A 16058-nucleotide genomic window follows, 5' to 3' on the forward strand; every position below is an offset into this window, starting at 1 on the left:
TCCGGCTGGTCCCGCGGCTAAGCTGAGCCGCGGCAGACTCGACGGGTGGGAGTTGACGGCATGACGACGGGGTTCTTCACCTCGGTGGACGAGGTCACGACGCGACTGGCCGAGGCCGGCTACCTGGCCTCAACGGCGGTCGCCACCACGGTGTTCCTGGCCGACCGGCTGGGCAAGCCGCTGCTGGTCGAGGGCCCGGCGGGCGTCGGCAAGACCGAACTCGCCAAGGCGGTGGCCGCCGTGGCCGACGCCCGGCTGGTGCGGCTGCAGTGCTACGAGGGTGTCGACGAGGCCCGGGCGCTCTACGAGTGGAACCACGCCAAGCAGTTGCTGCGGATCACCGCCGGGCGCGACGAGACCTGGGACCGGGCCCGCACCGACATCTTCAGCGAGGAGTTCCTGCTGCCGCGCCCGCTGCTCACCGCGATCCGCGGCAGCGAGCCGACCGTGCTGCTGATCGACGAGACCGACAAGGCCGATGTCGAGGTCGAGGGCCTGCTGCTGGAGGTGCTCAGCGACTTCCAGGTGACCATCCCCGAGTTGGGCACCGTCACCGCCGAGCGCCGGCCGTTCGTGGTGCTCACCTCCAATGCCACCCGGGAGCTCTCCGAGGCGCTGCGCCGCCGCTGCCTCTTCCTCCACCTGGACTTTCCGGACGCCGAGTTGGAGCAGCGGATCGTCCGACTGCGGGTGCCGGGGCTGGACGCCGCGCTGGCCGCGTCGGTGGTCTCGGTGGTCGGTGCGCTGCGTGCCATGGAGCTGCGCAAGCACCCCTCGGTGGCGGAGACCGTCGACTGGGCCCGCACCCTGCTGGCGCTCGGTGCCGACACTCTGGACGACGCCGTGGTGCGGGCCACCCTCGGCGTGCTGCTCAAGCACCAGGAGGACATCGGGCGCGCCACCGAGAAGTTGGCGCTGGCGTGATCGCCGAGCGGCTGACCGCCTTCGTGCACGCGCTGCGGGCGAACGGGCTGCGGGTGGGCCCGAGCGAGACCGTGGACGCGGCGGCGGTGGTCGAGGTGCTGGGCCTGGCGCACCGGGAGCGGCTGCGCGAGGGCCTGGCCGCCGCACTGCTGCGCGGCGAACGGCAACGGGCGGTCTTCGACGCGACGTTCGACCTGTACTTCCCGCTGCGGGTGGGCGCGCCGGATGAGCCCACCGCGGAAGTCACCGAGCTGCGCGACCGGTTGGCCGCCGCGCTGGCCGCGAACGACCAGGCCGCGATGGCGGCGTTGGCCGCCGAGGCGGTGCAGGCGCTCGGCCGCTACGGCAACTCCCCCGGCTCAAACGGCTACTCGGCCTCCCAGACCCTGGACCGGCTGCGCCCGCAGATCCTGCTGGCCCGTGTGCTGGCCGCCCTGCGCGCGGACCGCGACAGCGCGCCCGACTTCACCGAGCGGCTGGAGGCCGACGAGATCCGCCGCCGGATCCAGGCGTTCCGCGGCATGGTCGGCACCGACGCCCGCCGCCGGATCGCCGAACTGCGCGGCACCGACCGGATCGCCCGCCGCGCGGTGGCGCCCACCGTCGACCAGATCGACTTCCTGTACGCGGGACGGGACCAACTCGCCGAGCTGCGCCGCGCCGTCCGCCCGCTCTCCCGCAAGCTGGCCACCCGGCTGGCCGCGCGCCGCCGCCGCACCTCGCACGGCGAGATCGACCTGCGCCGCACGCTGCGCCGCTCGCTCTCCACCGGCGGGGTTCCGCTGCGCCCGGCGTACCGCCACCGGCGGCCGCAGCGCCCGGAGTTGGTGCTGCTGTGCGACATCTCGGGTTCGGTGGCCGGGTTCGCCGACTTCACCATGCTGCTGGTGCAGGCGCTGCGCGCGGAGTTCAGCCGGGTGCGGGTGTTCGGGTTCGTCAACCGGATGGCCGAGGTGACGGAGCTGATCAGCCCGGCGCTCGGCTCCTCGGCGCAGCGGATCCTCACCGAGGCCCCGGTGATGGGGCTGCACACCAACAGCGACTACGGCACGGCGCTGGGCGAGTTCGCCGATCGCTGGCTGGACGCGGTCGGCCCGCGCACCTCGGTGCTGATCCTCGGCGACGCCCGCACCAACCGCCGCGACCCCAACCTGCCCGCCCTGCGCCTGATCGCCGCCCGGGCCCGCCGGGTCTTCTGGCTCAACCCCGAACCGCCCTCCCTCTGGGACGGCGGCGACTCGGCGGCCACCCCCTACGCCTCGGTGGTCCCCATGCACCCGTGCCGCAACGCCCGCCAACTGGGCGCGCTGATCGAGAGGTTGCTGCCGGTATGAGCGCCTTCCAACCGCGCCTGCCGGTCCGGATCACCCTGCTGCGCGCTCGCGGCGAGTGGCGGCACAGCATCACTCCCGAGGGCGGCGGCTTCGTCTGCGGCGGGCTCGGCGGCCTGTCGGACGACGCCGACCCCGACCAGGCCAGGCGCGCCGCCGAGGCGATGCTGGCCCGGCTGGGGCGGGAGTTCCACGGTGCCGAGCTCACCGTCAACTGGGATGGCCTCACCGGCACCGTGGCGCCCGCTCAGCGGTAGCTCAACTCCGCGATCTCGTAGGCCATCCGGCGCCGGAAGGCCGGGGTGCGGCCCAGCACCGGCAGGACTGCGTTGCGCAGGTGGCGGCCGACGCCGGTGGCGGTGGCGATCCGGGTCATCCGGTCGGTGAACGCCACCACCCGCTGTGCGACCGGCCGGCGGCGCTCCTCGTAGCCGTCCAGGTCGCCGGTGGCGAGGGCCCGGCCGAGCGCGAAGCCGTCCTGGATACCGGTGTTCATTCCCTGCCCACCCGCGGGGCTGTGCACATGGGCGGCGTCCCCGACCACGAAGACGCGACCGGCCCGGTACCGGTCGGCCACCCGGTGGTGCACCCGGAACCGCGAGGACCAGCGCACCTCGTGCACCACGGCCTGACCGGGCACCCGCTCCTCGACCAGCCGCCGCACGGTCTCCAGGTCGGGCGCGGCCTGCGCCCGGGCCTGGTCGACCACCGCGACCACCCGGTAGCTGTCACCAGGCAGCGGGGCGACCACGAAGACCCCGTCCCCGCCGAGCGTCAGGCTGACCTCCTCGCGGCCCGGCGCCCAGTCCATCCGGACGTCGGCGAGCACGAAGGACTCGTCGTAGCTGGCGCCGGTGAACCCGATCCCGGCCGCCTCCCGGACCGTGCTGTGCATCCCGTCGGCACCGACCGCGTAGGCCGCCCGCAGCCGCTCCCCGGTGCTCATGGTGAGGACGACCCCGTCCGCGTCCTGCGCCAGGTCGGCCACCTGGTACGGACGGTGCACCGTGCCGCCCAGCGCCTCCAGCCGTTCGCGCAGCACCCGCTCGGTGGTGGACTGCGGAGTGAGCAGCGCGAACGGGTACTTGGTCGGCAGGCCGGCGAACGACAGCTGCACCAGCGGGCGGGCGCCGTCGCGGACCGCGAACCGGCTCAGCCGCAGCCCGGTGTCGATCAGCTGCTCGGCCGTCCCGAGCTGCTCCAGCACCTCCAGGGTGCGGGCGTGCACCACTCCGGCCCGCGAGGTGTTGGCGCCCTCGGCGAGCTTGTCGAGCAGCACGAAGTCGATGCCCGCCTCGGCGAGGGTGATGGCGAGGGTGAGACCGCTCGGGCCGGCGCCCACGATGGCCACGGTGGTGGTCTCGGGAAGTGCCGCCTCGAAGCGTGCGGTGCTGGTCATGGTGGTGCCCCCTTCGGTTGATGCCAACGCTTGTTGGCCAACGCTTGTTGACAACAATCCCCCGAGAGCGACGGCATGTCAACGGGTGTTGGCCAACAAACGTTGGCATATGGTGGGCAGCATGATTCAGGAACACCAGACGTCCCCGCGCCGGTCCGCGGACACCACCCGGGCGGCCATCCTGCGCAGCGCCCGCGAGCGTTTCGCTGCCCACGGCTACGAGCGGACCACCATCCGAGCCATCGCGGCGGACGCGGGCATCGACCCGTCGATGGTGATGCGCTACTTCGGCAGCAAGGAGCAGCTCTTCGACACCGCCCTCGCCATCGACCTGCAGATGCCCGACTACACGGCGGTGCCGCGGGCCGAGCTGGCCGAGGCGGTGGTGCGCCACTTCCTGGAGCGCTGGGAGGGTGCGGCAGCCGATGATCCGCTGCTGATCACGCTGCGCTCGGCGGTCACCAACGAGCGGGCTGCCGAGCGCCTGCACGAGGTCTTCGCCCGGCAGGTGGCGCCCTCGCTGGCCGCCGCGATCGGCCCGGAGACGGCCGCGCGGATGGGCGGGGTGCTGTCCGCCCAGCTGCTCGGCCTGGCGCTGAGCCGCTACCTGATCCGGCTGCCCGCCATCGCCGCGCTGACGCCCGATCAGCTGGTCGCCCGGCTCGCCCCCGCCATCCGCGCCACCCTGGACGGCGACGGCTCCGAGCGACCGGATCCGGAATAACCGGATGACGACCGGCCCGGCGGCTCACCACAATTCCGTCATGCTGAGTGACCACTGGCCCCTGCTGGGCCTGCGCCTGACCACGCCCCGCCTCGAACTGCGGCTCCCCACCGAGGACGAGCTCGCCCGGCTCGCCGACCTCGCCGCCGAGGGCGTCCACGAGCCCGAACGGATGCCCTTCCTGGTGCCCTGGACCGACCTGCCGCCGGCCGAGCGGGCCCGCTCCGTCGTCCAGCACCACTGGCTGCGCCGGGGCACCTGGACGCCGCAGGACTGGGCGCTCACCCTCGCCGTGTTCCGGGGCGGCGAGGTACTCGGCCTGCAGGCCGTCACCGGCCGCGACTTCGCCGTCCGGCGCGAGGTCAGCAGCGGCTCCTGGCTCGGCCTGCGGCACCACGGCCAGGGGGTGGGCACCGAAATGCGGGCCGCCGTGCTGGAGTTGGCCTTCACCGGCCTGGGCGCGCTGGAGGCGACCTCCGGTGCCATGGCCTACAACCACGCCTCGCGCGCCGTCTCCCGCAAGCTCGGCTACCGCGAGGACGGCGTGGAGCACCACGTGGTGCGCGGCGAGCGGGTGGCCAACACCCGGCTGCGGATCGACCGCGCCGCCTGGGAGCGGCACCGCACCACCCCGGTGGCGATCGACGGCCTGGACCGCTGCCTGCCGCTCTTCGACCTGCCGCAGCCTGCCTGACGGTCCAACCGCCGCCTCCGGTGGCAGGCTGGAAGCCAGCCGATACCGTCAACCCCAGGGAGTCGACGAATGGACCTGCGGGAGAGTGCCGCCGCCCTGCAACCCGACCTGATCGCCCTGCGCCGCGACCTGCACGCCGTGCCCGAGCTGGGCCTGCGGCTGCCCCGCACCCAGCGGCTGCTACTGGCCGCGCTGGACGGCCTGCCGCTGGAGGTGACCCGCGGCCGCGAGCTGGACTCGGTGACCGCCGTGCTGCGGGGGGCCGGTGACGGACCGACGGTCTTGCTGCGCGCCGACATGGACGCGCTGCCGGTGCCGGAACGCCCGCAGCCCGGCGGTCCGGTCTCGTCGATCCCCGGCCGGATGCACGCCTGCGGGCACGACCTGCACATGGCCATCCTGGTCGGCGCCGTCCGGCTGCTCGCCGAGCGGCGGGCCGAGCTGCCGGGCGACGTGGTCTTCATGTTCCAGCCCGCCGAGGAGACCGACGGCGGCGCCCAGCTGATGATCGACGAAGGGCTGCTCACCGCCGCCGGCGAGGACCGCCCGGTCGCCGCCGCCTACGCCCTGCACGTCTTCTCCAGCCGACTGCCCACCGGGCAGGTCGCGGTGCGGCACGGCACCGCGATGGCGGCGGCCGACCAGCTGCGGGTGGTGGTGCGCGGGCGCGGCGGGCACGGCTCTGCCCCGTACGCCGCGCTCGACCCGGTGCCGGCCGCCTGCGAGGCGGTGACGGCGCTGCAGACGGCGGTCACCCGGTCCTTCTCGATCTTCGACCCGGTGGTGGTCACCGTTGGCACCTTCCACGCGGGCGAGGTGCCCAACGTGATCCCGGACGAGGCACGGTTCACCGCCATCGTGCGCACCTTCTCCCCCGCCGCGCGGGAGCGGGCGATGGCGGTGCTGCCGCCGGTGGTGCACGGTGTCGCGGCGGCGCACGGGCTGACCGCCGACGTGGAGTACCACCGGGGCTACCCGGTCACCGCCAACCACCCGCAGCACGCGGACCGGGTCGCCGAGACCGTGCGCACCCTGCTCGGCGGCGACCGGCTGACCGAGGTCGAGCACCCGCAGGCGGGCTCCGAGGACTTCTCCTACGTGCTGCAGCAGGTGCCGGGCGCCTACTTCTTCCTGGGTGCCCTGCTGCCGGGGCGCGAGCTGGCCACCGCGCCCTACAACCACTCCCCCGAGGCCGCCTTCGACGAGTCGGTGCTCGCCGACGGCGCGGCGCTGCTGGCCGCGCTCGCGCTCAACCCGCTGACCTGACGGTTCGCGCGACGGGGGCCGGCCTGCTCCCAGGCCCCGCTCGATCCCCGGGGGACCCCTCAGCTCAGCTCGGCGGCGAGCCGGCGCAGCGCCGGGCCGTACTCGGGATCGGCCAGGGCGGCGGCGAACTGCGCGGTCAGATAGGCCAGCGGGTTGCCGGTGTCGTACCAACGCCCCTGGATCACCTGGCCGTAGACGGCGCGCTCGGCGGCGTAGGCGGCGATCGCATCGGTCAGGTACACCTCGCCGGTGCGGTGCTCGTACCAGCGGGAGGTCTGCCGGCGCAGCTCCTCGATGACGGCCGGGGTGATCACATAGCCGCCGATCGCCGCGTACTCGGAGGGCGCGGCGGCGGGCTCGGGCTTCTCCACCAGCCCGGTGATCCGCAGCAGCCCGCTCCCCAGGTCCTCCTTGACCACCGGCACGCCGTACCGGTGGGACTCCGAGCGCTCCATCGGCATCAGGGCCAGGACCGGGCAGTTGGTCTTCTCGAAGGCCTTGATCAGCTGCTGGGCGCGGGGCACCTCGGCGACGAAGACGTCATCCGGCCAGAGCACCAGCATGGGTTCGTCGCCGAGGTTGCGCGCGGCGTTCAGCACCGGGGTGCCGTTGCCGTACGGGCCGTACTGGTCGAGGTAGGTGAGGTGGCCGGCCCGGGAGAGCTCGCCGACCTCCTCGACGGCGTCCGCGTAGGCGTCCTTGCCGGCCGCCCGCAACTGGTCCACCAGCGCGGGGTTGGGCCGGAAGTGACGCTGGATCAGGTCCTTGTTGTCGGAGACGACGATGGTGATGTCGGTGATCCCGGAGGCGATCAGCTCGCGCACGGTGTGCTCGATCACCGGCTTGTCACCGACCGGCAGCATCTCCTTGGGGGTGGCCTTGGTGAGCGGCAGCAGTCGGGACCCGAGACCGGCGGCAGGGATCACGGCCCGGCGGATAGTGGTGGTCATGTCCCGACGCTACCAGCGGTGTTGGCCGGTCCGGTTGGCGCCGCGCAGGCCCGTCTGACGGCGGGTCAGGAGGGTCAGGCGGACCAGCCGCGCGAGCAGAGCACCAGGCGGTAGCCGTCCGGGTCGGCGACGGTGACGCCGTAGCGGTCCCAGTAGGGGTTGTGCGCGGGCACCCGGGTGCCGCCGGCGGCGAGCAGGCGCTCGATCAGCTTTTCGTCGACCGGTGTGCCGAGGTAGACCACGAACAGGTCGTCCACCGTGGGCGTGGGGTCGAGCGGATTCTCCGGATCGTGGGTGAGCTCGAAGTGCCAGGCGCCGCCTGCCGGGCCGACCATCAGCAGATCGTGCTCACCCGAGACCCGTTCGGTGGTCCGCCAGAGCACGCCGAGGCCGAGGCCGTCGACGTAGAAGCGCTCGGCCGCGGCCAGATCCCGGGACGGCCTGGCCACCCGGATGGTCATCGTCGAATCAATCATGATCGGACGCTACCGCCCCGCACGATCATGGCCAAGAGCCCACAGCTCACAGTCGGGACCCCGTGCACCGGACACCTCCCCTGCCGATTATGTCGGCAACCGAGGTACTCTGTTCCCGACAGGAAAGACGAGACACGGGGGGCCGATTCGTGAACGCGGTGCGCACACTGCTCACCACCGAGCGCGCCCGGCCCGAGCTGGTCCGGGAATCCCGGTGGGCCTGGCGGCTCGCGGTGGGCACGGTCTGCTTCGGCGCCTTCATGGGCCAGCTGGACGCCAGCATCGTCACCCTCACCTACCAGCCGCTGCGCACCGACTTCCACACCAGCCCGGCCGGCGTGGAGTGGGTCTCGCTCTCCTACCTGCTCACCCTGGCCGCCCTGCTGGTCCCGATCGGCCGGCTCTCCGACGTGCGCGGCCGCAAGCTGATGTACCTCTACGGCTTCGCGGTCTTCACCGCCGCCTCGGCCGCCTGCGGGCTGGCCCCCACGCTGGCCGCGCTGGTGCTGTTCCGAGTGGTGCAGGCGATCGGCGCCGCGCTGCTCCAGGCCAACAGCGTCGCCCTGGTGACCACCAGCGCACCGCCGGGCCGGATGCGCGCCGCGCTCGGCATGCAGGCGGCCGGCCAGGCGCTGGGGCTGGCGCTCGGCCCGACCATCGGCGGCGTGCTGGTCGGCGCGCTCGGCTGGCGCTGGGTCTTCTGGGTCAACGTCCCGGTCGGTGTGCTGGCCCTGGCGGCCGGCCACTACCTGCTGCCGCGCACCCGCCAGTGCGCCGCCGCCACCAGGATCGACCGGCCGGGCGTGCTGCTGCTGGCCGCCGCCAGCACCGCCGGGCTGCTCGCCCTCTCGGTGGCCTCCGGGCTGGGCCTGCCGGCCTGGTCGGCGGCGCTGCTCGGGGCGGCCGCGCTGCTGACCGGCTGGGCGTTCCTGCGTCGCCAGGCCCGCTGCCCGCACCCACTGATCGATCTGGCGCTGCTCCGGGAGCGGCGGCTCGGCCCCGGCCTGTTCGGCGGGCTCTGCGGCTATCTGGTGCTGTTCGGCCCGCTGGTGCTGGTGCCGGCCGCGCTGGCGCACCGGGGCGGCTCACCGCTGGCCACCGGCCTGGTGCTGACCGCGCTGCCGCTGGGGTTCGCCCTGGCCGCGACGGCGGCCGAGCGGATCCTCCCGCCCGGCTGGAGCGACCGGCAGCGCGGCCGGGCCGGCGCGCTGGGCGGCGTGGCCGCGCTGGTCCTGCTGGTCGTGCTGCCCGCCGACGCCGCCCTGCTGCCGCTGCCGCTGGCCCTGCTCGGTCTGTCGCTGGGCGTCTACATCCCGGCCAACAACACCCAGGTGATGCGGTCGATACCGAGCTCTGCGGCCGGCACCGGTGGCGGCATGGTCAACATGGCCCGCAGCCTGGGCACCGCGGTGGGCGTCGCGGCGGTCACCCTGGCGCTGCACCTGGTGCCCGGGCCGGCCGCCGGCCCGCGCGCCGCCGCGGCCATCCTGCTCGCCTTCGCGGTCCTCGCCCTCGCCACCACTGGCTCCCAGCCCGGGGCCTAGGCCCGCCCCGCCGCCTTCTGGGTGCGGCGGGCCAGCGAGTCGATCACCACGGCGGCCAGCAGCACCGCACCGGTGATCATGAACTGGATGGCATTGCTGAGGCCCTCGATGTTCATGCCGGACTGGATCGAGCCGATCACCAGCGCACCGAGCAGCGCCGACCAGGTGGACCCCCGCCCGCCGAACAGGCTGGTGCCGCCGATCACGGCCGCCGCGATCGCGTTCATCAGCAGGTTGCCACCGCCGGAGGTCTGGCTCGCCGACTGGATCTGCGCGGCCAGGAAGAGCCCGCCGATCGCCGCCATGGTGGAGCAGATCATGAAGACCGACATCCGGATCCGGGCGACGTTGATGCCGGCCCGCCGGGCGCCCTCGATGTTGCCGCCGAGCGCGAACACCTGCCGCCCGTAGCCGGTGCGGCGCAGCACGAAGTCCAGCACCACGATGAACGCCAGGAACACCACCAGCGCCAGCGGCAGACCCTTGTACTGGTTGAGGGTGTAGGCCGCCAGGTAGGCCACCACCGCCAGCAGTACGGTGCGCAGCGCGATGTCGGTGACCGGCCGGGACGGCACCCCGTTGACCCGGCGCCGCGCCGAGTCGACCAGCGAGGCGGCCAGGAATAGCGCCACCCCGGCGGTGGCCAGCCCGTAGGCGGCGATCTGCTGCTCGTAGATGGTGCTGTAGAGCCGCGAGACGATGTCCCGGCCGCTGAGGTTGACCGTGCCGCTGGCCCCGAGGACCTGCAGCATCAGGCCGTTCCAGCCGAGGTTCCCGGCCAGCGTCACCACGAAGGCCGGCACCCCGACCCGGGCGAAGAAGAAGCCCTGCACCAGGCCGACCGCGGCGCCGCTGCAGAGCGCGCAGAGCAGCGCCAGCCACTGGTTGACCCCGTGGGTGACCTCCAGCACCGCGTAGATCGCCGCGCACAGGCCGCTGACCGAGCCGACCGAGAGGTCGATCTCGCCGAGCAGCAGCACGAAGACCACGCCGATCGCGATCATCCCGGTGCCGACGATCTGCTGCGAGAGGTTGGACAGGTTCTGCGCCGACAGGAAGCTGCTGTTCAGGCTGCCGAAGACGGCCCAGATGATGATCAGGGCCAGGATCACCGGCAGCGAGCCGAGCTCACCGCTGCTCAGCCGGCGCCGGAATTCACCCAGGTAGCCCTTGACGCCCTCCTGGCGGATGATCAGCCGCGGGTCCACCGCCGGGGTGGCCTCCGCGGCGACCGGGACGGGTGCGTTGACCCCGCCGGTGGGCATCGACTCCTCGGGCAGGCGGTGGTGCGGCCCGCCGGTCTCGTAACGGCCTTCCGGGCGCGGGGCGTTCGGGTCGTAGGTCATGCGGAACCCTCCGTGCCACGGGCCTGGCGGCGGGTCACGGCGTTGTCCGTGGCGCCGGTGATGGCCGAGATGATCTCTTCCTGGGTGGTCGACCGCCGGGCGAAGACCCCGTTGTTGCGGCCGAGCCGAAGCACCGCGATGCGGTCCGCGACGGCCATCACATCGGCCATGTTGTGGCTGATCAGCAGCACCGCCAGGCCCTGGTCCCGGAGCCGCTCCACCAGGTCCAGCACCTGGGCGGTCTGCTCCACGCCGAGCGCCGCGGTGGGCTCGTCGAGCAGCACCACCTTGGGCGAGCCGATCAGCGAGCGGGCGATGGCGACCACCTGGCGCTGGCCGCCGGAGAGCGAGGCGATCGGGATCCGCACGCTGGGGATCCGGATCGACAGGGTGTCGAGCAGCGCCCGGGAGCGCTTCTCCATCGCCACCTCGTCCAGCACCCCGAACCGGGTCAGCTCGCGGCCCAGGAACAGGTTGCCGACCACGTCGAGGTTGTCGCAGAGCGCCAGGTCCTGGTAGACGGTGGCGACGCCCAGGCTCTGGGCGTCCTGCGGCCGGTGGATGGTGACCGGCCGGCCCTCCCACTCGATCACTCCGTCATCCGGCTGGTGGACCCCGGCGATCGCCTTGATCAGCGTCGACTTGCCGGCGCCGTTGTCGCCGACCAGGGCCAGCACCTCGCCGGCGGTCACCTCCAGTTCGATGTCGGTCAGCGCCTGCACGGCACCGAACCGCTTGGACACCCCGCGCAACGCCAGAACCGGGCCGGCTGTCATGGCGGACCCCCGGTCAGTGCAGACCGGCCGCGTTGCAGGCGGCCGCGTAGTCCGGGGTGCAGATCTGGGCGACGGTGTAGAGGCCGTCGGCTACCACGGTGGTCTTGATGTTGTCCTTGGTCAGCACGGTGGGAGCGATCAGCTCGGCCTTGACCGTGGTGTTGCTGCCGTTGACGGCGGTGGTCGGCGCCACCGAGGCGGCGAGCGCCTCGCCCCGGGCGAGGGCGACCGCCATGCTGCCCGCGGTGTTCGCCTCCGGCTTGTACGGCTTGTAGATCGACATGGTCTGGGTGCCCAGCAGGATCCGCTGCACGGCGTCCAGCTGGGCGTCCTGCCCGGTCAGCGGCACGGTCAGGTTGGCCGCCTTGAGCGCGGTGGCGATGCCGGCGGCCATGCCGTCGTTGGCCGAGTAGACGCCGACCACATTGGCCCCGCCGATCGCGGTGATCGCGGCGCTGGCCTCCTGGTTGGCGTTGTTCGGGTCCCAGTTCGGGGTGTCGTACTCCTTGCCGATCTTCAGCTTGCCGTCGATCTCGCTGTGCGCGCCGGCCTTGAACTCGCCCGCGTTGGGGTCGGTGGGCGAGCCGTTGATCATGATGATCTGGCCGTTCGCCGCCTTGCCGCCGACCGCCGCCACCAGCGCCTGGCCCTGCAGTTGGCCGACCTTGCGGTTGTCGAAGGAGACGTAGGCGTCCACCGGGCCCTGGGCGAGCCGGTCGTAGGCCACCACCTTGGCGCCGGCGTCATGCGCCTTCTGCACCGAGGACTGGATCGCCTTGGCGTCCACCGCGTCCAGGATCAGCACCTTGTCGCCCTTGGTCAGCGCGGTGTCCACCTGGGTCTGCTGGACCGTGGCGTCCTGGTTGGCGTTGTAGTAGTCGATGGTCGCGTTCGGGGCCAGCGCCTTGATCTGGGCCTCGATCAGCGGGCGGTCGAACTGCTCGTAGCGGGTGGTCTTGGACTCCGGGAGCAGCAGGCCGATCGTGATCGCCGCGGCCGAGCCGGTGGCACTGCCGCCGCCGCCCGCCTGCTTGGCGTTGCCGCAGGCAGCCGCCCCGAAAGCGAGGGCGGTTATCCCGGCCGTGGCGGCGGCGTGGCGCAGAACCTCGTTCATAGCGACCTCCCGGTCCGAGTTCACCCCCTGCCGCGAGTCTGCGAACCGTTCGCCGCCCGCCACGAGGCGGACTGCGCCGAACGGGCTGAAGCACACCCGTTGGGAGCAACCAGCGAGGCCGGATCAGCCGGCCACTGCTCGGGCCGCCTTGTCCCAGTTGGCGTGCAGCTGGTCCAGGTAGGAGCGGGCGGCCGGGCCGGGGGTGGTGCCACGGGCGATGGCCAGCATGTTTCCCGCGCCCGCGTTGTAGCCGACGGCCAGCAGCTCGTCCCGGGTCAGGCCCTCGGCCGGGTGCGCGGGCAGCTGGGCGGCCAGGTCGTGCAGGAACCAGGCGGCCGCCTCGACGGCCAGGTCCGGGTCGTCGGGCAGTTCCTCCCAGCGCCGGGTGGCGAAGTCCCGCCCGGCCTTGGTGTCGTCGAAGGCGGCGCGGTGCATGTTGGCGATGCCGAACGCCGCGTCCGGCTTGAGTGCCTGCCAGGCGCGTTCCGCGGCCGGGTCGTGCGGCTTGTAGGACTCGTTGTAGAGGATCGCCATCAGCAGCTGCGGGTCGATCCCGGCCTGCCCGGCCCGTGCCTTGACCTGCGCCGCGAAATGCGCCGGGTCGTAGGGGTCCGACGAGGGACTCGCCGACGGACCGCCCGGCGCCGAGGCCGCTGCCGTCGGTGCGGCGGCTCGGCCGGTACCGCCGTCGTGCTTCACCCCGTGCACCGCCAAGCCCAGCACCAGCACGGCCGCCATGCCGACCACCACTCGTCCGAATCCGCGCACCTGCCCGCCCTCCGCTCACGCCCGCCCGATCCTCACCGGCCATCTTGCCCGATGCCCGGGCTCGGCCCGCTGGAACGGCCGCAGGTCGGCACGGGTTAGAGTCGAAGATCAACAACTACGGGATCGACACCCTGGAGGAACAGCACCGGTGACCGATGGCGCACGCGACGGCCGGCCCGACACCGCCGACCGCTATGTCTTCGACCGCGAGTGGGAGCGCGAACACGAGCGGCTGGCCGCATTGGAGGCCGTCTACGACGGCGTGACCCTGGACCGGCTGGCCCGGCTCGGCGTGGCGGAGGGCTGGCAGTGCCTGGAGGTGGGCTGCGGGGCCGGCAGCGTGGCCCGCTGGCTGGCCGAGCGGGTCGGCACCCGCGGCTCGGTGCTGGCCATCGACCTGGACCCGCGGTTCGCCGAGGGCCACGGCCTGCCCAACCTCACGGTGCGCCCGCAGGACCTGCTCACCGACCCGCTGCCCACCGACGCCTACGATCTGGTGCACGCCCGGGCCCTGCTGGAGCACCTGCCGGCCCGCGAGCAGGCGCTGGACCGGCTGGCCGCCGCGACCCGGCCGGGCGGCTGGGTGATGGTCGAGGACTTCGACGTCGAGGGTGCGATGGCGGCCGCGGCGGCCCGGTACTGGCCGGCCGGCCACACCGAGCTGGCCGAGCGCCTGTACTCGGCGCTGCAGGCCGTCTTCGGGGGCGCCGGCGGCGATGCCGGCTGCGGCCGGTGGCTGCCGGACGCGCTGGCCCGGGCCGGGCTGACCGAGATCGGCGCCCTGGTGCACGCGCCGCTGCTGCCCGGTGGCACCCCGTTCCTGGTGCTGACCCTGCGCCAGCTGCGCGCCCCACTGCTGGCCGGTGGGCTGATCGCCGCCCAAGAGCTGGACACTGCACTGGAGTTGATCCAGCGTCAGGAGATCCGCTATACGCCGAACTTCATGGTCACGGCGTGGGGTCGTCGGCCGAGCCGACCGGCCCGGCGAACTGGCGCTCGCAGTCCCGGGTGAGGTCGAGCACCAGCTTCACCACCTCGGGCGCGGCGCCGGCACTGCCGGTGGTGTACGGGCTTTCGACGGTGTAGGCGTCGCGGACCAGCCGCAGGTGCCGGCCGCGGAACACCACCAGCAAGCGCAGCAGTTCGGCCACCGCGTGACCGGACGCCAGCAGCTGCGGCGAGGCCTGAGGTCCGGCCGCCAGCAGCGCCCGGACCACCTGGCTGACCACCGACTCGCAGCCCTGCCGCTTGCGGTAGAGCCGGCCCCACTCCGGCAGGCCGTAGTCGAGCAGCCCCTGGTGGAGGGCGGCGTGCTCCGGATCCACCCGGTCGCTGGACCAGAGCAGGTGGTCGATCAGGTAGAGCGGCACATGGGCGGCGGCCGGGCCGTAGAACGTCTGGCCGCCGACCGCCACGTCCTCCATGTACGGCCGCAGCCGGGCGATGAAGAACTCGGCCGGGGGCACCAGTTCGGCCACTCGACCGATCTGATCGGGCAGCACCATGAAGCTCTCGGTGGCCCGGGCCAGGGTCTCGGCGTACTGCGGATCCGCCGGGTCGAGGCTGTCGAGCACGGCGAGCTCCAGCGCGGACCGCTCCAGGCCCATCGCGCTGACCCGCACCGACTCGATCAGCACGCCCTCCTCGAACGCACCGGTGTACATCCGCTGCCGACCGCCGGACGGGTTCCAGGCGCCGTAGTGGAGGACGGTGTCGCGCGGCACCATGTCGGTCCCGTCGCCGAGGCGCAGCAGCAGCGGTTCGGCCGCGGGCACGGCGGCCAGCGGCTCCGTGCCGTACCGCTTGAACGAGCCGAGCAGCATCCCGAGGTCACGCATCGCTGCCAACCGGTCCTTCAGCGTGAACAGTCCGGCCCGCGCGGCGGCCTCGCCGAGCTCGGCGAGGATGGCGGCGAGCCGGCGCAGGTCGCCCCGCTCGTTCACTTCGGGCAGGGTGGCGAGGACCCGATCGGCGCCGAGCGGGTCGGCGGCGGCCACCGCGGCGCAGAGTTCTTCAGACAGTTGCACGGTCATCTCGTCCCCTTCTGCCCTCAACTCTCGCACGTGTGTCCGCACTGGCCGGAGTCGCCCCCAAGATGTTGATCATGGTGATGACCTGGTGAAACAGGCTCGTCACCGCACGCCACCGCCCGGGCGGACCATCCGCAGATTGGGCAGCCGCTCCTTCCACACCTGGCGTTCGCCGGTCGCCGCGAACCCGTGCCGCGCATAGAACCGCACTGCCGCCTGGTTGTACTCGGTCACCCAGAGGGCAATGGGATCGGGCCCGGCCCAGGCCAGGAACTCGGCCATCAGCGCACTGCCGCCCCCGCGACCCTGCGCCGGGCCGAGCAGATACATCGGCCCCAGGCTGACCTCCTCGGCCCGCAGCCCGCAGACCATCCCGATCAGCGGGCCGTCCGGCGCACCGTGCACCGCCCGGCAGAAGTGGTCGCCCGGCGCCCGCTCGACGTCGGCGAGAAAGGTCCGCCAGCGCTCGATGCCCTGCTCCGTCACCTGGTGGCCCTGCGCCGACCGGATCCAGGCCTCGTCGATCCCGGCATCGGGGTTGGGATAGGTCTCCAGCCAGGCGGTCAGCAGCAGGCGACCGAGCTCGGCGGCATCCGCGACGCCGGGAGTGATATTGAACGTGGGCATGCGACCCATTGTTCAGTGCATGCCCTGAACCTCGCGACGGCCGGTCGGCAACTACTCGATCAAGCCCGGTGAACTGTGCGAGGTCACCG

Annotated in this window: 17 protein-coding genes; 8 read left to right on the top strand and 9 right to left on the bottom strand. The window is 73.0% G+C overall.

All coding sequences use genetic code 11. The features are described 5' to 3' along the window. Positions 1 to 60: 60 nt before the first annotated feature. From P3T35_RS20820 to P3T35_RS20830, 3 genes are read left to right on the top strand one after another with little or no spacing between them, the layout of a single operon-like run. The gene (locus P3T35_RS20820; RefSeq protein ID WP_101378953.1) at positions 61 to 924 is read left to right on the top strand and encodes a MoxR family ATPase; all 864 of its coding nucleotides are present in this window, start codon (positions 61 to 63) and stop codon (positions 922 to 924) included. Continuing rightward, positions 921 to 2258, top strand: a complete 1338-nt coding sequence (locus P3T35_RS20825) for a VWA domain-containing protein (RefSeq protein ID WP_101378954.1) — start codon at positions 921 to 923, stop codon at positions 2256 to 2258. Before P3T35_RS20820 ends, P3T35_RS20825 begins: the two co-directional genes overlap by 4 nt. Next, complete coding sequence (locus tag P3T35_RS20830; protein ID WP_101378955.1) at positions 2255 to 2512, top strand: hypothetical protein; 258 nt, start codon at positions 2255 to 2257, stop codon at positions 2510 to 2512. Before P3T35_RS20825 ends, P3T35_RS20830 begins: the two co-directional genes overlap by 4 nt. Here the strand turns inward: P3T35_RS20830 and P3T35_RS20835 are convergent. Next, complete coding sequence (locus tag P3T35_RS20835) at positions 2503 to 3654, bottom strand: FAD-dependent monooxygenase (protein WP_101378956.1); 1152 nt, start codon at positions 3652 to 3654, stop codon at positions 2503 to 2505. The two genes, P3T35_RS20830 and P3T35_RS20835, sit on opposite strands and share 10 nt — an antisense overlap. 121 nt (positions 3655 to 3775) lie before the next feature. Between P3T35_RS20835 and P3T35_RS20840 the strand changes: the two genes are divergently transcribed. From P3T35_RS20840 to P3T35_RS20850, 3 genes are all read left to right on the top strand, one after another. Continuing rightward, positions 3776 to 4378: a TetR family transcriptional regulator gene (locus P3T35_RS20840; RefSeq protein WP_180356322.1), complete on the top strand. Its 603-nt coding sequence runs from the start codon at positions 3776 to 3778 to the stop codon at positions 4376 to 4378. Positions 4379 to 4418: 40 nt separating this feature from the next. Continuing rightward, on the top strand, positions 4419 to 5072 hold the full coding sequence (locus P3T35_RS20845) for a GNAT family N-acetyltransferase (RefSeq protein WP_101384820.1): 654 nt from the start codon (positions 4419 to 4421) through the stop codon (positions 5070 to 5072). 69 nt (positions 5073 to 5141) lie between these two features. Next, a complete protein-coding gene (locus P3T35_RS20850) occupies positions 5142 to 6338 on the top strand; it encodes a M20 family metallopeptidase (RefSeq protein ID WP_101378958.1) in 1197 nt (398 codons plus the stop codon). A gap of 59 nt (positions 6339 to 6397) precedes the next feature. Here the strand turns inward: P3T35_RS20850 and P3T35_RS20855 are convergent, their stop codons facing one another. Both P3T35_RS20855 and P3T35_RS20860 read right to left on the bottom strand, forming a co-directional pair. Further along, a complete protein-coding gene (locus P3T35_RS20855) occupies positions 6398 to 7288 on the bottom strand; it encodes a sugar phosphate nucleotidyltransferase (RefSeq protein ID WP_101378959.1) in 891 nt (296 codons plus the stop codon). A gap of 74 nt (positions 7289 to 7362) precedes the next feature. Next, positions 7363 to 7764 carry a VOC family protein gene (locus P3T35_RS20860; RefSeq protein WP_101378960.1) on the bottom strand — a complete coding sequence of 134 codons (402 nt, stop codon included), beginning with the start codon at positions 7762 to 7764 and terminating at the stop codon, positions 7363 to 7365. A 149-nt stretch (positions 7765 to 7913) separates the two neighbouring features. On the opposite strand from P3T35_RS20860, the gene P3T35_RS20865 reads away from it, so the two are divergent. Further along, positions 7914 to 9308, top strand: coding sequence for an MFS transporter (locus P3T35_RS20865; protein WP_280707236.1), 1395 nt, complete (start codon positions 7914 to 7916; stop codon positions 9306 to 9308). Here P3T35_RS20865 and P3T35_RS20870 read toward each other — a convergent pair. The 4 genes from P3T35_RS20870 to P3T35_RS20885 all read right to left on the bottom strand — a co-directional run bounded on the left by P3T35_RS20870 (position 9305) and on the right by P3T35_RS20885 (position 13282). Beyond that, the gene (locus P3T35_RS20870; protein ID WP_101384821.1) at positions 9305 to 10573 is read right to left on the bottom strand and encodes an ABC transporter permease; all 1269 of its coding nucleotides are present in this window, start codon (positions 10571 to 10573) and stop codon (positions 9305 to 9307) included. The genes P3T35_RS20865 and P3T35_RS20870 overlap by 4 nt on opposite strands. Positions 10574 to 10650: 77 nt before the next feature. Next, entirely contained in the window at positions 10651 to 11430 is a 780-nt protein-coding gene (locus P3T35_RS20875; protein WP_101378961.1) for an ATP-binding cassette domain-containing protein, read from the bottom strand. 13 nt (positions 11431 to 11443) lie between these two features. Then, positions 11444 to 12544: a substrate-binding domain-containing protein gene (locus tag P3T35_RS20880; RefSeq protein ID WP_101378962.1), complete on the bottom strand. Its 1101-nt coding sequence runs from the start codon at positions 12542 to 12544 to the stop codon at positions 11444 to 11446. A 123-nt stretch (positions 12545 to 12667) separates the two neighbouring features. Further along, entirely contained in the window at positions 12668 to 13282 is a 615-nt protein-coding gene (locus tag P3T35_RS20885) for a transglycosylase SLT domain-containing protein (protein ID WP_101378963.1), read from the bottom strand. Positions 13283 to 13460: 178 nt separating this feature from the next. Here P3T35_RS20885 and P3T35_RS20890 point away from each other — a divergent pair, with 178 nt between their 5' ends. Continuing rightward, on the top strand, positions 13461 to 14324 hold the full coding sequence (locus tag P3T35_RS20890) for a class I SAM-dependent methyltransferase (protein ID WP_180356324.1): 864 nt from the start codon (positions 13461 to 13463) through the stop codon (positions 14322 to 14324). Here P3T35_RS20890 and P3T35_RS20895 read toward each other — a convergent pair. Continuing rightward, positions 14260 to 15345, bottom strand: a complete 1086-nt coding sequence (locus tag P3T35_RS20895; protein WP_101378965.1) for a monodechloroaminopyrrolnitrin synthase PrnB family protein — start codon at positions 15343 to 15345, stop codon at positions 14260 to 14262. The genes P3T35_RS20890 and P3T35_RS20895 overlap by 65 nt on opposite strands. Positions 15346 to 15444: 99 nt before the next feature. Continuing rightward, entirely contained in the window at positions 15445 to 15969 is a 525-nt protein-coding gene (locus tag P3T35_RS20900) for a GNAT family N-acetyltransferase (RefSeq protein WP_180356325.1), read from the bottom strand. Positions 15970 to 16058 lie beyond the last annotated feature (89 nt).

The organism is Kitasatospora sp. GP30 (assembly GCF_029892145.1).
Lineage (GTDB): Bacteria > Actinomycetota > Actinomycetes > Streptomycetales > Streptomycetaceae > Kitasatospora > Kitasatospora acidiphila.